Below are 13,749 nucleotides of genomic sequence, written 5' to 3'. Positions count from 1 at the left end.
GCACGTCATGCGCCGACCCGGACACCAGAGAACCCTCGTATCAGGAGGAAACACACATGAACATCGAGAAGTACGGGCCCTGGGCCGTGATCGCAGGAGGCTCCGAGGGTGTCGGCGCCGCATTTGCCGAACAACTCGCCGAGCAGGGCCTGAATCTGGTGCTGCTCGCCCGCAAGGAGGGCCCGCTGCGGGAGACCGCCGAGAAATGTCGTGCCCACGGTGTCGAGGTGCGGGCCCTGTCGGTGGATCTGCTCGCCGCGGAGGCGCTCGACCGGATCCGGCAGCTCACCGATGACCTGATCGTGGGCCTGTTCATCTACAACGCGGGCGCCAACACCTACGGGCATGAATTCGTCACCGGCGACCTCGACCGCTTCCAGGCCGTCATCGACCTCAACATCACGGTGCAGCTGAAACTGCTGCAGCACTTCGGCGCCCCGATGCGCGAGCGCCGCCGTGGCGGGATCATCCTGGTCGGGTCGCTCAGCGGCTTCCTGGGTTCGGCGCAGATCAGCATCTACTCCGCGGTCAAGTCGTTCTGCCGCACCTTCGCCGAGGGGCTGTGGCTCGAGATGCGCGACTACAACGTCGACGTCCTGGAACTGGTGCTCGGGCTCACGCGCACCCCCGCCATGTCGCGGGCCGGGCTGAAGATGGACACCCCCGGCCTGCTCATCTCCGAACCAGCCGATGTCGCCGCACAGGGCCTGGCGAACATCACCAACGGTCCCGTAGTGGTGGTGAAGGAGTTCGAGCAGGCGGTGGTGAAGAACAGCGGGCACAACCGGGCCGAACTGCTGCTCGAGGCTCGGGCGGCCGCCAAGAAGCTGCTCCCGCCCCCGTCGGAGTAGGCCAGCAGCACCCGGAGAAGGAAACCTATGAACGACAGTGATCGCCTCGCCGCGCTCGAACGCCGCCTCGTCCATGTCGAGGACCAGCTGGCGATCGGCCGCCTGCTCGCCTCCTACGGGCCCCTTGTCGACAGCGGAGACGCGGACGCGACCGCCGCGTTGTGGGCCCCGGACGGCGAGTACGACGTTCCCGGACTCCACATGCGATCCCGGGACGCGATTCGGTCGATGGTGCTCTCGCCGGCCCACCGCCGGTTGATCGAGGGCGGTAGCGCACACTTCATCGGTCCGGCGCAGATCGAGGTCGAGGGGGACGAAGCGATCGCGGTGTGCGAATCGATCCTCGTGCTGCGCGACGCCGATTCCTACCGCATTCTGCTCTCCGGCAGCCACCGCATCGCGCTCTCCCGCATCGACGGCGAGTGGAAGATCAGGCACCGGGTGACCCGGGAGCTGAACGGCGACCCGCAGGCGCGGGAACTGCTCCGCATCGGCGAAGCCGTCGATCGGGCATCGGCATGAACGGGATCGCGGCGGCAGGGTGCCCCCGCCGATGAGGATCGGCATCGATTCTCCGGTGGTCACCCGGGTGCCCGGTGCGCACGGCGCCTGGGAGGAGACGGCGGGTATCGCCGAACTCGCCCGGATCGCGGTGGTGGCCGACCGGCTCGGGTTCCACCACCTCTCCTGCAGCGAGCACGTTGTGGTCCCGGCCCCGGTCGCGGCGGTGCGGGGCGGGACGTACTGGGACCCGCTGGCGACGCTGGGCTATCTGGCGGCGGTGACCGAGCGCATCCGGCTGGCCACGAAGGTTCTCGTGCTCGGCTATCACCACCCGCTCGAGATCGCCAAGCGCTACGGCACGCTGGACGTGGTCAGCGGGGGCCGGCTGATTCTGGGCCTGGGCGTCGGCTCGCTGCGCGAGGAGTTCGACCTGCTTCAGGTGCCCTTCGAGGACCGGGGTGCGCGCGCCGACGATTCCCTCGCCGCGCTGCGGGCGGCGCTGTCGCAGCGGCTGCCGTCGTACGAGGGCCGCTACCACGGCTTCTCGGACATGGTGGTGGATCCGCACGCGGTGCAGGCCCGGGTTCCGCTGTGGATCGGCGGGCGATCGGCCCGGTCGCTGCGCCGGGCGGTGGAGCTGGCCGACGGCTGGGTGCCGTTCGGCCTGTCCTTCGGCGACATGGAGGCCATGCTGGCCCGCAGGCAGCCCCCGCCCGGCTTCGAAGTGGTGCTGTCCACCGGACCGCTGGATCCGCTCGGGGACGCGCCCGCCGCCCGCGCGCAGCTGACGGCGGTGGCGCGGGCCGGGGCGACCGTCGCCACAGTGGCGGTGAGCGCCACCTCGGCCGGGCACTACTGCGACCAGCTCGCCGCCTTGGCCGATCTCGGTCGCGAACTCCTCTCCTCCGGGTGACCACTCGCTGCTTGTGACCGGCAGGTCGGCATCGCGCTCGACGGGACGAGAGCGATGTGCCGGTCCGCCAGGCCGTCGAAGCCGTATTCCTCGCGCAGCAGATGCGACAAGTGGAACGGCGAACCGGTGACCGACACGCCGTCGATCCCGTTGGGGGCGGGCATGACGGTGCACCGCCCTCCCGGATCGACACCTGGACGGGGATTCCGAAGAACTTCCGCAATTCGTCGCGCAGCTGCTGGACGGGTGGGACGAGCCGGAACGCGCGGTGTTCGCCGCGATGCTGCGGACGATCGCGGAACGCTCCCACGAGTGGTTCGACGGTCGCGCGCGGACGAACGCCCGGCGGCCCTAGGAGCGACAACCGCCGGCGGGCGTCCGAGGATCAGGCGTCGCCGTAGGCGGTCATCACCTCGCCGATCTCGCTGGCGGCGCGGCACACCTCGGCCCCGAGCGCCGCCACTGCGGGTGCGGTCAGGGGACGCACCACCACCGCCGTGAGTGTCAGGGCGACGTCGCCGGTGCGGGCGAAGATCGGCGCCGACACTGTCGCGATGGTGTGGTCGCCGTCGCCGAGTTCACCGTCGAGGAAGTCCACGACGGTCAGGTCGGCGACCGCACCGGCCAGCCGGGCGGTGATCGCGTCGATCTCGCCGCTGAGTGCGTGCATCGCGGTGTAGACGCGGGAGAAGGCGTGGCTGCGCCGCTCGATGGCGTAGCCACGGCCGCGGACCTGCGCGAGCACCTCGCCCATCCGGGCGGCGAAGGCCGGTTCGATCGGGCCGAGGCGGTCCAGCCACGCCTGCTGCGTTTCGGGGGCGGCGAAGGCGATGAACTCGCGGCCGAACGGCGCCACCAGCGGCACCGTGAAACCGGTTGTCACCGATGGCGAGTCGGGAGTGGAACCGGCGGCGTCGATGGCCACCAGGGCCTCGCCGCGCGGCTCGAACAGCAGAACCTGGCCGCTGATCGCGTCGGCGAGTTCCCCGAGCCGCACCCGGATCCGGCGAGCCGTCGCGCCGGCCGGGCGCGCGAGGGCAGCGATAGCCGGGCCCCAGCTGTAGTGGCCACTCGCGGGGTCGCGCACGATCCAGTCGTGGCCCACGAGCGCGGTCAGGATCGCGTGCGCGGTGGCCCGGCTTATACCGAGGGTGCGTTCGATCTCACCCAGTGAATAGGACCGATGCGGGGTGCGCCCGAGCAGCTGCATGATGGCGACGACCCGGTCGGTCGGTGGCGACGGCGACCGGCGGTCGGTGTGCGCGGGGGCGTCGGTAGTCATGGCGCGCACTATACGTCGCATACTCGACGCCCCGTTTCGGCCGCCGAGCGTCCTCATCAGCGGTTGATCTCGATGAGAATCTTGCCGCACTCCTTGTCCCGGCGCAGGGTGTCCATGGCCTCCTCGATGCGGTCCAGGGGAAAGCGGTGGGTGATGAGCGTCGAGAGATCGCGTCGCTCGAGCACGTCGATGGCATCGCGGAACCGGGGCGGGTACTCGATCGAGCCGCGGATGGTGAGCTCCCCGGTGAGGACGCGCAGGAAATTGACCGCCACCGGGGCGTAGTGCACCGCGACCACGGCGATCCGGGCGCCGCGCCCGGCGTTGTCGACGATGTCGCTCAGCACGGCCGCGGCTCCCGTCGCCTCGATGAAACCCGCGGTGGCGGCTGCGTCGCCGGTCATTCCGGGACGTGAGCCGTGCAGGTGCCGCAGTCGCTCCCAGACGTTCTCGGTCCCGGGGTCGATGGTGGCCGTGGCGCCGAGCGCTTCGGCGAGCCGGCGGCGGGTGGCCGACAGCTCGACGCCCACCACACTGCTGTGCCCGCGGTCGACCAGGGTGGCGATGGCCGCAAGCCCGATCGGTCCGCAGCCGAAGACCGCCACCGGGTCCGCGGGGGACAGCTCGGCCTGGTCGACGGCGTGCATGCCGACCGCGAGCGGCTCGGCCAGCGCGGCGATCTCGAACGGCATGTCGTCGGCCACGGGGAACAGCCGATCACCCGCCGCGGCGTCCCGGACGAGCACGGCCTCGGCCAATCCACCTTCCGGCGAACCGTTTCCGATCCGGCCGATGTCGTCGCGGCCCGGGTGGACGATGACCCGCTGACCCGGCCGCAGGCCGGTCACCTCCGCGCCGACGACCGAAACTACGCCGGCCATCTCGTGGCCTAGCGGCATGGGCTCTGCGGCGGGACCGCCGAGGCCGCCGAGCCGGATGTAGCCCAGGTCGCTGCCGCATATGCCGCAGGCACGCAGTTCGACGACGGCATCGCGCGGCCCGCACTCCGGAAGCTCGACCAGGTCCAGGCCGATGGCGCCGGGGCCGTGCACGCGGACCTGCTTGATGGTGGAACTCACTGCAACCTCCTGGTCGGAAGTGGTGGAACCCTTGACGATCCGGGCGGCCACCTGCCATATTGGCGTCGTACTTTCGAATGTTAAGTCGAATATTCGACCGAAGGCAAGACAGGAAGGGCACTTGGATGGCCGACGCCGCCCAACTGATAGTCCTCGATGACCTGACCGCTCCCCGCCTCACCGAGTTTCAGCGCCGAGCCCTCGACTACGCCGAGGCCAATCCGGTGGATCTGCGCATCGACCGGCTGGTCGAGGAGGCCGCCGCCCAGGCCCGCGCCGACGATCTCGGCACCGCCGATGGTTTCGACTCGCGACTGGCCGCGTACGTGGGCGCCGTCGAGCAAGACGAGGGACTGACCCAGCTCGCCAGGCGCACCTTGCGCACGCGGATCGTCCGCCTGCTGCGCAACCGGCTGTCGCTGGTCGATCTGCTGAAGCGCTACCCGGAGATCGAGTCGATCCCGATCGAGAAGCCGATCATCGTCGTCGGGATGCCGCGCTCGGGCACCACCCACCTGGTCAACCTGATCGCCGCCGATCCGCGTCGGCGGTCGATGCCGTTCTGGGAGAGCCAGGACCCGATGCCGCTGCCCGGCCAGGGCCCGGGCTCGGACGGGCTGGATGTGCGCTACCGGCAGGCCAAGGAGCAGCACGACGCACTCCAGGTGAGCTCACCGCTGCTCGCGGCGATGCACGACCGCTACCCCGAAGCGATCGAGGAGGAGGTCGAACTCCTTGATCTGGACTGCGCCAGCTACATCCTGGAGTGGTCCATCCGGTCCCCGGGCTGGCGCGACCACTACCTCGGACTGGACCAGCGGCACCACTACGCCTACATGCGCACGGTGCTGCAGGCGCTGACCTTCCTGCGTGGTCCGCGGACCTGGGTGTTGAAATCGCCGCAGCACAGCGAGCAGCTCGGCCCCCTGATGGCCACGTTCCCGGATGCCACCGTCGCCTTCACCCACCGCGACCCGGTCGCGGTGATCCAGTCGACGATCACCATGATGGCCTATCCGGATCGGTTGCGCCGCCGCGCCATCGACCCGGACTGGCTGCTCGGCTACTGGACCGACCGGATCCACCGGCTGCTCTCCGCCAGCGTGCGCGACCGCGACCTGGTTCCCGCCGAGCGGCGGATCGACATCGGCTTCCACCACCTGAACGGCAACGAGATGCCGCTGCTCGAGCAGCTGTACGAGCGGTCGGGGACCGAGCTGACCACCGAGGCCAAGACGAGGTTCCAGGCCTATCTCGACGGCAACCCCCGCGGCAAGCACGGGCGCATCCGCTACGACCTGCCGGGCCACTTCGGCGTCACCGCCGCCGAGCTGCGCCCGCGCTTCGACTTCTACTTCGACGCCCACGACGTGCGCGTCGAGGACGCCTGACCGCGGCCACGCCGCACACCGGAAGGAATGATATGAGCTCCGATCTCACATCGGTCCCACCCATCCACCTCGAGCGGCCCGGCGCCGACGCGATGATGGCCGCATCCGCCGAACAGGCCACCGAGGTGGCGCCGGGTGTGTGGTGCTCACCGGGACTGAGCAACGCCTATTTACTGACCACCGGCGACGGCCGGGTCGTGGTCAACACCGGCATGGGCTTCGAAGCCCCGGTGCACCGGGCGAACTTCGACGCCGTGGACGACTCGCCGATCCGCTACGTCCTGCTCACCCAGGGCCACTACGACCATGTGGGCGGCCTGGATCTGCTGCGCGACCCTGGCAGCGTGGTCGTCGCGCACGCCGAGTGGCGGACCTGGCGCGACGACAACCACCGGCTGGCCGCCTACCGGGCCAGCCGCAGCTCCTTCGCCTTCCGCGACAAGGTCGGTGCAGGCCGGGCCGCGATCCAGGAGCGCTTCGGCTACGTCCCCGGCCAGAGCACCCCGGTGGCCGACGTCGAAGTCGACGACAGCATGACCATCACGGTGGGCGGCCGGACGATCCGGCTGCTGTCCACCCCCGGCGGCGAGACCACCGACTCGCTGGTGGTGTGGCTGCCGCAGGAGCGGGTCTGCCTTTCCGGCAACACCTTCGGCGCCCTGTTCGGCCACATCCCCAATCTGGTGACGATGCGCGGCGACCGCTACCGCGACGCGCTCACGGTGATCGACTCCATCGACAGGGTGCGCGATCTCGAGCCCGAGATCCTGCTGACCGGTCACTTCGGGCCGATCGTCGGCGCCGCGCGGATCCGCACCGAGCTGACCAGGGTGCGCGATGCTGTGCAGTGCGTGCACGACGCCGTCGTCGCGGGCATGAACGGCGGCAAGGACGTGCACACCCTCATGCGTGAGATCGCCCTGCCGCCTGAGCTGGCGGTGGGCGAGGGGTACGGCAAGGTCTCCTGGAACGTGCGGGCCATCTGGGAGCACTACTCCGGGTGGTTCCACCATCGCTCGACGACCGAGCTCTACGACGTGCCGACCGACGCGGCGACCGCCGATCTGGTGGAGCTCGCCGGCGCGGACGCCGTCCTCGCCCGCGCGAGCGAGCATCTGGACGCCGGACGCCCCGTCCACGCCATCCACCTCGCCGAGGCGGTCGAGCGGCTGCACCCGGGACACCGAGAGAGCAGGGAACTGCTGGTGCGGGCACACCGGCAGCTACTCGACGCCAGCACCAACTTCTGGGAGTCGGCCTGGCTCACCAAGCAGATCGGAGACCTGTCGTGACCGCCCACGTGCAGTTCGACTTCACCGGCACCACCGTGCTCGTCACCGGCGCCACCAGCGGCATCGGGCACGCCACGGCGGTGCTGTTCCGAGACGCAGGCGCCGAGGTGATCGTGACCGGCACCCGGCCGGAGGCGAAGCAGTACGACGCCGACCTCGCCGGAATGCGCTACCGGCAGCTCGTTCTCACCGACGAGCGGTCGATCGCCGAGCTGGTCGCCGAGATCACCGCGCTCGACGTCGTGATCAACAACGCGGGCGCCAACTTCCCGGGCGGGCTCGACGAGCGCTCGCCGGAAGGCTTCGAACGCTCGGTTCTGCTGAATCTCACCGGCACGTTCCGGATCACCCACGGGCTGCGGGAGACACTCGCCGCCTCCACCGTCCCGGGCGGCGCCAGCGTGGTCAACCTGGCCTCGATGGCGGCGCTGCGCGCGGTGCCGGTCGTGCCCGGTTACGGCGCCGCCAAGGCGGGCATCATCAGCCTGACCCGCAACCTCGCGGTCGCCTGGGCTCCCGACGGCATCCGCGTCAACGCTGTCGCTCCCGGAACCGTGCGGACCCGCATGACCGCGCCGATGCGACCCGAGACGGCCGCGGCCGAACTGGCGCACATCCCGCTCGCCCGGTTCGGCGACGTCGATGAGATCGCCCCAACCATCGCGTTCCTGTGCACCGAGCACAGCGCGTACACCAGCGGTGCGGTGTTCGTCGTCGACGGTGCCTCGGACTGCGTCTGACCACCGGTCTCCCCGCGCGACGCCCCAACCTCGAACCCACCGGAGTCACCATGACGACCCTGATCGACGACGAGCACGGCACCGGGCTCACTCACCTGCAACGCCTGGAGGCCGACAGCATCCAGATCATCCGTGAAGCGGTCGCCGAGAGCGAGCGCCCGGTGATGCTGTACTCGATCGGCAAGGACAGCTCGGTCCTGCTGCATCTGGCCCGCAAGGCGTTCCGGCCCTCGCGGCTGCCGTTCCCGCTGCTGCACGTCGACACCACCTGGAAGTTCCAGGCCATGTACGCCTTCCGCGAGGCGGTGGCCGCCGAACCCGATTTGGACCTGATCGTGCACCGCAACCCCGACTGCGTGGCGCAGGGCATCAATCCCTTCGACCACGGCTCGGCGCTGCACACCCAGATGTGGAAGACCGAAGGCCTCAAGCAGGCCCTTGACGAACACGGCTTCGATCTCGCCTTCGGCGGCGCCCGCCGCGACGAGGAGAAGTCCCGCGCCAAGGAACGCGTGTTCTCGATCCGATCCGACCGGCACCGCTGGGACCCCAAGCGGCAGCGACCGGAGCTGTGGCGGCTCTACAACGCGAGCAAGCGGCCCGGGGAGAGCGTGCGGGTGTTCCCGCTGTCGAACTGGACCGAGCTCGACATCTGGCAATACATCCACCGCGAGCAGATCCCGCTCGTCCCGCTGTACTTCGCCGCGCCGAGACCGGTGGTGGAACGCGACGGCACGCTGATCATGGTCGACGACGACCGGATGCCGCTCGCGCCGGGTGAGCACCCGCAGCAGCGGATGGTGCGCTTCCGCACCCTGGGCTGCTACCCGCTCAGCGGCGCCATCCCGAGCACGGCCACCACCCTGCCCGCCGTCGTCCAGGAGATGCTGCTGACCACCAGCTCCGAGCGACAAGGCCGCATGATCGACCACGACGGCTCGGCGTCGATGGAGAAGAAGAAGCAGGAGGGCTACTTCTGATGGCGCACACCACCGACGACCTCATCTCGACCGACATCGAGGAATACCTGCGCAGACACGAGCGCAAGTCGCTGCTGCGCTTCCTGACCTGCGGCAGTGTCGACGACGGTAAGTCCACGCTGATCGGTCGGCTGCTCTACGACAGCAAGCTCGTCTTCTCCGACCACCTCGCTCAGCTCGAACAGGACTCCCGCACCGTCGGGACGCAGAACGGGGAACTGGATTTCGCGCTGCTGGTCGACGGGCTGGCCGCCGAGCGCGAGCAGGGCATCACCATCGACGTCGCCTACCGGTTCTTCTCCACCGAGAAGCGGAAGTTCATCGTCGCCGACACACCCGGTCACGAGCAGTACACCCGCAACATGGTCACCGGCGCCTCCACCGCCGACGCGGCGGTGATCCTGGTCGATGCCCGCAAGGGGCTGCTGACCCAGACCCGCCGCCACAGCTTCCTGGTGTCGCTGCTCGGCATCCGGCATATCGTGCTGGCGGTGAACAAGCTCGACCTGGTCGGCTACTCCCGGGAGCGGTTCGACAAGATCGAGTCCGAGTACCGGGAGTTCGCGGCCGGCATCGGCCTGACCGAGATCACCTGTATCCCGATCTCGGCGCTGCGGGGCGACAACATCACCCAGAACAGCGCCGAAACGCCCTGGTACACCGGACCCACGCTGGTCGGGCATCTCGAGTCGCTCCCGATCGGCGACGACGGCGACAGCGACGCCTTCCGCCTGCCGGTCCAGTGGGTGAACCGCCCCGATCTCGACTTCCGCGGCTACAGCGGGCAGATCGTCGGCGGTTCGGTCCGCCCCGGTGACCGGGTCCGGGTCCTGCCCTCGGGCCGGGACAGCACCGTCGCGCGGGTGGTCACCGCGGACGGCGACCTATCCCGCGCAGTCGCCGGTCAGTCCGTCACAATCGTCCTCGGCGACGAGATCGACGTCAGCCGCGGTGACGTCCTCGCCGCCGCGGATCAGCCCCCCGAGGTCGCCGACCAGTTCGAAGCGCACCTGGTATGGATGAGCGAGCAGCCGATGCTGCCCGGCCGCACCTACGAACTCAAGCTGGCCACCAGCGGTGCCGTCGCGCAGGTGGCCCGGCCGAAGTACACGATCAACGTCAACACCCTCGAGCACACCGCGGCCCGTTCCCTCGGGCTCAACGAGATCGGCGTCTGCGACCTGCATCTGGATCGGCGGATCCCGTTCGACCAGTACGCGGCGAACCGGGATATGGGCGGCTTCATCCTCATCGACCGGCTCACCCGGGACACGGTCGCGGCGGGGATGCTGAAGTTCGCGCTGCGCCGCGCGGGCAATATCCACTGGCAGCACGTCGACATCGACAAGCAGGTGCGCGCGCAGGCCAAGGGGCAGCAGCCCGCGGTCGTCTGGTTCACCGGCCTGTCCGGCGCGGGCAAGTCGACGATCGCCAACCTTGTGGAGAAGCGCCTGCACGAGGAGGGTTTCCACACCTACCTGCTGGACGGGGACAACGTGCGGCACGGGCTCAACGCCGATCTCGGATTCACCGACGCCGACCGGGTCGAGAACATCCGCCGGGTGGTGGAGGTCGCCCGGCTGTTCGCCGACGCCGGGCTCATCGTGCTCACCTCGTTCATCGCACCGTTCCGCGCCGAGCGGGAACTGGCTCGCGAACGTATCGGCGCGGGCGACTTCTTCGAGGTGCACGTCGACGCCCCACTCGAGGTCGCCGAGTCCCGCGACAGCAAGGGCCTCTACGCCAAGGCCCGCCGCGGCGAGCTGACCAACTTCACCGGCATCGACTCGCCCTACGAGGTGCCGGAAGCGCCCGAGCTGCGGCTCGACTCCAGCGGAGCCCTCGCCCCCGAAGCGCTCGCCGAGCAGGTCGTGGCGCGGCTGCGGGCGGCGGGCAAGCTCGACCCCGTCGTTCGGCGGGAGGCGTGATGGACGACCACGCGGTGGCCGCAGCGGCAGCGGAGCGCGCCGGCCGGGCCCTGCTCGCGATGCGCGAACAGGGCGGCGCTGCCGGCGACCGGCACGGCAACCAGGTCCTGCTCGAGCAGTTGCGCCGGCTGCGCCCCGAAGACGCGATCCTGTCGGAGGAGAGCCCGGATGACCGCGCCCGCCTGGACCGACGCCGCGTCTGGATCATCGATCCCCTCGATGGCACCAGGGAGTACGGGGAACCACCGCGCGCGGACTGGGCGGTACACGTCGCGCTCGCCGTCGATCACGTCCCGGTGGCCGGTGCGGTGGCGTTGCCCGGGGACGGGCTGGTCTTGCACACCGGCGCGCCGCCGCCGCTGCCTGTGCGATCGTCGGGGCCGCTGCGCTTGGCGCTGTCCCGCAGCCGCCCCTCCGACCTGGTGCGAGGCGTCGCGGCCGCACTGTCGGCGACCACCGTGCCGATGGGCTCGGCGGGCGCCAAAGCGATGGCCGTGGTGCGCGGCGACGTCGACGCCTACCTGCACTCGGGCGGACAGTACGAGTGGGACTCCTGCGCGCCGGTGGCGGTCGCCGCCGCCGCGGGCCTGCACGTCTCCCGGCTGGACGGGTCCGCGTTGCGCTACAACCAGCCCGATCCCTACCTGCCCGATCTGCTGATCTGTCTGCCCGCGTTCGCCCCCGTCATCCTCGCCGCGGCCCGGGCCGGCCTGGCGGGGATTCCCTCTCGCTGAGTGGGACGTCGGCGCGTCCTGCGCGTGCGCGCCGACGATGCTGAGGCCCGATCGAGCCGCCGGTTCCGGCTGTCGAACCGGCTCGCCGGTCCGTTCATGCCCAGCGCCGCGGCCTCGATCGCCGGTCGGCGCCATCGAACAGGAGAGTTATTGATGTCGAATGTCGGGAGTGTCCATCCCGAGCGGATGTCCGCGATCGCCGAGTGGGATCACGAGTCCGACGTGGTCGTCGTCGGCTACGGCGTCGCGGGCGCCAGCGCGGCGATCGAAGCGGCCCGGGCAGGCGCGGACGTCCTGGTGGTCGAACGCACCGGTGGGTGGGGCGGCGCCGCGGCGCTGTCGGGCGGTTTCATCTACCTCGGGGGTGGCACCGCCTTGCAGAAAGCCCTCGGCTTCGAGGACAGCCCCGGGAACATGGAGAAGTTCCTGACCGCGGCCCTCGGGCCCGGTGTCGACGCGGCCAAGATCCGCGACTACTGCCAGGGCAGCGTGGAGCACTTCGACTGGCTCGTCGCCCAGGGGGTGCCGTTCAAGGAGGAGTTCTGGGGCGAACCGGGCTGGGAGCCGCCCGCCGACCAGGGCCTGATGTTTTCCGGCGGCGAGAACGCCGCCCCCTACAACACGATCGCCACCCCCGCGCCGCGCGGTCACCTGCCGCGGATGGCCGACAAGCACACCGGCGAGAAGGGCGGTGGCTACATGTTGATGAAGCCGCTCACCGACACAGCGGAGTCGCTCGGCGTGCGGGCCGAGTACGACCTGCGGTTGCAGCGCCTGATCGTCGACGAGGCAGGCCGCGTCACCGGTGTCGTCGCGAAGCGCTACGGCAAGCAGGTCACCATCCGCGCCCGGCGGGGCGTGGTGCTGGCCACCGGCAGCTTCGCTTACAACCAGCAGATGGTCGAGGCCTTCACGCCGCTGCTGATCAACCGGCCCGCGGCCGCCGTCGAGGAGCACGACGGCATCGGCATCCTGGTCGCGCAGGCCCTCGGCGCCCAGCTCGCGCACATGGACGCGATCGAGGTCGCGATCTTCGCCGATCCGCAGGTCATCGCGCGCGGCATTCTCGTCAACGGTCGTGGGCAGCGCTACATCCCCGAGGACTCCTACCCCAGCCACATCGGCCAGTCGACGCTGATCCGCCAGCACAACGAGGCGTACCTGATCATCGACGAAGCCGCGCTGGAAGAAGCGAACGGCACGGTCTCCTCCAGCGCGGCCATGCGCGCCCAGCCGCCCACCTGGGTCGCGGAATCGGTCGAGGAGCTGGAATCGGAGATCGGTTTCCCGGCGGGAGTGCTGCAGGCGACGATCGAGGTGTACAACCGGCACGCCGCGGCGGGCACCGATCCGCTCCTGGGCAAGAAGCCGCAGTGGGTCAAGCCGGTCGGCGCCCCGCTGGCTGCCTACGACCTGCGCAACCGCACCGGCGGCTTCACTCTCGGTGGGCTGCGGACAGATCTGGATTCCCGGGTCCTGCACGTGTCCGGCGAACCGATACCAGGACTGTTCGCCGCCGGCCGCTGCACCTCGGGGATCTGCGCGGGCGGCTACGTCAGCGGCGCCTCGCTCGGTGACGGCAGTTTCTACGGCCGCCGGGCCGGCCGCGCCGCCGCAGAGTCCTGACCGGCCAGGCCCGCCCCAGGCCAGCACGGAGACGACATGCTGAACGAGGCGCAACTCGCCGCAGGATTCGGAATCGCGATCGGCCTGCCCCTGGCCGTGCTGGTCGGTGCCGTGGTCTGGCCCCGGCCCGGGCAGGAGCGGGCCCGGGACCGAAACTGGACCGCGATCACGGCGACCACACCGAAAGCATCGCCGCGCGCCCGGAATTCACCGCGGCGACGGCGGCTGTCCCGGCCCACAGCCGCTACGACGGCGAGACCGTCGATGCGTGGCGCGAGCCGCGCGGATGGTACGAGCCGGGATTAGACGCCACCGGCTGGCAGCCGGTCCGCGAATCCGCTGCGACCGCGATGTTCTCGTCGAGCGGAGCGCGCCGCCTATCCGCTGGATCGAGGACCTTCGGTGGCGCAGCGGCCCGGCGGCCGCCAC

Annotated in this window: 12 protein-coding genes and 1 pseudogene; 11 read left to right on the top strand and 2 right to left on the bottom strand. The window is 70.3% G+C overall.

The window, feature by feature from the left end; translation table 11 throughout:
* Nucleotides 1-56: 56 nt before the first annotated feature.
* The 3 genes from ACZ6DL_RS22150 to ACZ6DL_RS22140 are packed head-to-tail and all read left to right on the top strand — an operon-like array spanning nucleotide 57 to nucleotide 2,268.
* Nucleotides 57-851: an SDR family NAD(P)-dependent oxidoreductase gene (locus tag ACZ6DL_RS22150; RefSeq protein ID WP_466053731.1), complete on the top strand. Its 795-nt coding sequence runs from the start codon at nucleotides 57-59 to the stop codon at nucleotides 849-851.
* A 27-nt stretch (nucleotides 852-878) separates the two neighbouring features.
* Nucleotides 879-1,373: a nuclear transport factor 2 family protein gene (locus ACZ6DL_RS22145; RefSeq protein ID WP_466053729.1), complete on the top strand. Its 495-nt coding sequence runs from the start codon at nucleotides 879-881 to the stop codon at nucleotides 1,371-1,373.
* Between the two features lie 31 nt (nucleotides 1,374-1,404).
* The gene (locus ACZ6DL_RS22140; RefSeq protein ID WP_466053727.1) at nucleotides 1,405-2,268 is read left to right on the top strand and encodes an LLM class F420-dependent oxidoreductase; all 864 of its coding nucleotides are present in this window, start codon (nucleotides 1,405-1,407) and stop codon (nucleotides 2,266-2,268) included.
* Between the two features lie 385 nt (nucleotides 2,269-2,653).
* Here the strand turns inward: ACZ6DL_RS22140 and ACZ6DL_RS22135 are convergent, their stop codons facing one another.
* Nucleotides 2,654-3,550, bottom strand: coding sequence for a helix-turn-helix domain-containing protein (locus ACZ6DL_RS22135; protein WP_466053726.1), 897 nt, complete (start codon nucleotides 3,548-3,550; stop codon nucleotides 2,654-2,656).
* A gap of 56 nt (nucleotides 3,551-3,606) precedes the next feature.
* Nucleotides 3,607-4,629: a zinc-dependent alcohol dehydrogenase gene (locus tag ACZ6DL_RS22130; protein ID WP_466053724.1), complete on the bottom strand. Its 1,023-nt coding sequence runs from the start codon at nucleotides 4,627-4,629 to the stop codon at nucleotides 3,607-3,609.
* Nucleotides 4,630-4,754: 125 nt separating this feature from the next.
* Between ACZ6DL_RS22130 and ACZ6DL_RS22125 the strand changes: the two genes are divergently transcribed.
* The 8 genes and pseudogenes from ACZ6DL_RS22125 to ACZ6DL_RS22090 all read left to right on the top strand — a co-directional run.
* The gene (locus ACZ6DL_RS22125; RefSeq protein ID WP_466053722.1) at nucleotides 4,755-6,020 is read left to right on the top strand and encodes a sulfotransferase family protein; all 1,266 of its coding nucleotides are present in this window, start codon (nucleotides 4,755-4,757) and stop codon (nucleotides 6,018-6,020) included.
* A 32-nt stretch (nucleotides 6,021-6,052) separates the two neighbouring features.
* Nucleotides 6,053-7,312 carry an alkyl sulfatase dimerization domain-containing protein gene (locus ACZ6DL_RS22120; RefSeq protein ID WP_466053720.1) on the top strand — a complete coding sequence of 420 codons (1,260 nt, stop codon included), beginning with the start codon at nucleotides 6,053-6,055 and terminating at the stop codon, nucleotides 7,310-7,312.
* The gene (locus ACZ6DL_RS22115; RefSeq protein WP_466053719.1) at nucleotides 7,309-8,052 is read left to right on the top strand and encodes an SDR family NAD(P)-dependent oxidoreductase; all 744 of its coding nucleotides are present in this window, start codon (nucleotides 7,309-7,311) and stop codon (nucleotides 8,050-8,052) included. The genes ACZ6DL_RS22120 and ACZ6DL_RS22115 overlap by 4 nt, the downstream gene beginning before the upstream one ends.
* Nucleotides 8,053-8,102: 50 nt before the next feature.
* On the top strand, nucleotides 8,103-9,032 hold the full coding sequence (gene cysD / locus ACZ6DL_RS22110) for a sulfate adenylyltransferase subunit CysD (protein WP_466053717.1): 930 nt from the start codon (nucleotides 8,103-8,105) through the stop codon (nucleotides 9,030-9,032).
* Complete coding sequence (gene cysN / locus ACZ6DL_RS22105) at nucleotides 9,032-10,960, top strand: sulfate adenylyltransferase subunit CysN (protein ID WP_466053715.1); 1,929 nt, start codon at nucleotides 9,032-9,034, stop codon at nucleotides 10,958-10,960. Before cysD ends, cysN begins: the two co-directional genes overlap by 1 nt.
* Nucleotides 10,960-11,694: a 3'(2'),5'-bisphosphate nucleotidase CysQ gene (locus ACZ6DL_RS22100; RefSeq protein WP_466053713.1), complete on the top strand. Its 735-nt coding sequence runs from the start codon at nucleotides 10,960-10,962 to the stop codon at nucleotides 11,692-11,694. Before cysN ends, ACZ6DL_RS22100 begins: the two co-directional genes overlap by 1 nt.
* 153 nt (nucleotides 11,695-11,847) lie before the next feature.
* Complete coding sequence (locus ACZ6DL_RS22095) at nucleotides 11,848-13,320, top strand: FAD-dependent oxidoreductase (protein ID WP_466053711.1); 1,473 nt, start codon at nucleotides 11,848-11,850, stop codon at nucleotides 13,318-13,320.
* Nucleotides 13,317-13,652, top strand: a pseudogene (locus tag ACZ6DL_RS22090) (alpha-L-rhamnosidase N-terminal domain-containing protein); the annotation flags it as partial. The gene ACZ6DL_RS22095 and the pseudogene ACZ6DL_RS22090, both read left to right, overlap by 4 nt.
* Between the last annotated feature and the right edge of the window lie 97 nt (nucleotides 13,653-13,749).

The sequence above is a fragment of the Nocardia sp. NPDC041819 genome, assembly GCF_055590505.1.
This window is presented reverse-complemented; position numbering and strand designations above follow the sequence as displayed.

Excerpts from the sequence above, each read along its gene's own strand:
- ACZ6DL_RS22150 (WP_466053731.1), top strand. The coding sequence starts at position 57 with ATGAACATCGAGAAGTACGGGCCCTGGGCCGTGATCGCAGGAGGCTCC.
- ACZ6DL_RS22145 (WP_466053729.1), top strand. The coding sequence starts at position 879 with ATGAACGACAGTGATCGCCTCGCCGCGCTCGAACGCCGCCTCGTCCAT.
- ACZ6DL_RS22140 (WP_466053727.1), top strand. The coding sequence starts at position 1,405 with ATGAGGATCGGCATCGATTCTCCGGTGGTCACCCGGGTGCCCGGTGCG.
- ACZ6DL_RS22135 (WP_466053726.1), bottom strand. The coding sequence starts at position 3,550 with ATGACTACCGACGCCCCCGCGCACACCGACCGCCGGTCGCCGTCGCCA.
- ACZ6DL_RS22125 (WP_466053722.1), top strand. The coding sequence starts at position 4,755 with ATGGCCGACGCCGCCCAACTGATAGTCCTCGATGACCTGACCGCTCCC.
- ACZ6DL_RS22120 (WP_466053720.1), top strand. The coding sequence starts at position 6,053 with ATGAGCTCCGATCTCACATCGGTCCCACCCATCCACCTCGAGCGGCCC.
- cysD (WP_466053717.1), top strand. The coding sequence starts at position 8,103 with ATGACGACCCTGATCGACGACGAGCACGGCACCGGGCTCACTCACCTG.
- cysN (WP_466053715.1), top strand. The coding sequence starts at position 9,032 with ATGGCGCACACCACCGACGACCTCATCTCGACCGACATCGAGGAATAC.
- ACZ6DL_RS22100 (WP_466053713.1), top strand. The coding sequence starts at position 10,960 with ATGGACGACCACGCGGTGGCCGCAGCGGCAGCGGAGCGCGCCGGCCGG.
- ACZ6DL_RS22095 (WP_466053711.1), top strand. The coding sequence starts at position 11,848 with ATGTCGAATGTCGGGAGTGTCCATCCCGAGCGGATGTCCGCGATCGCC.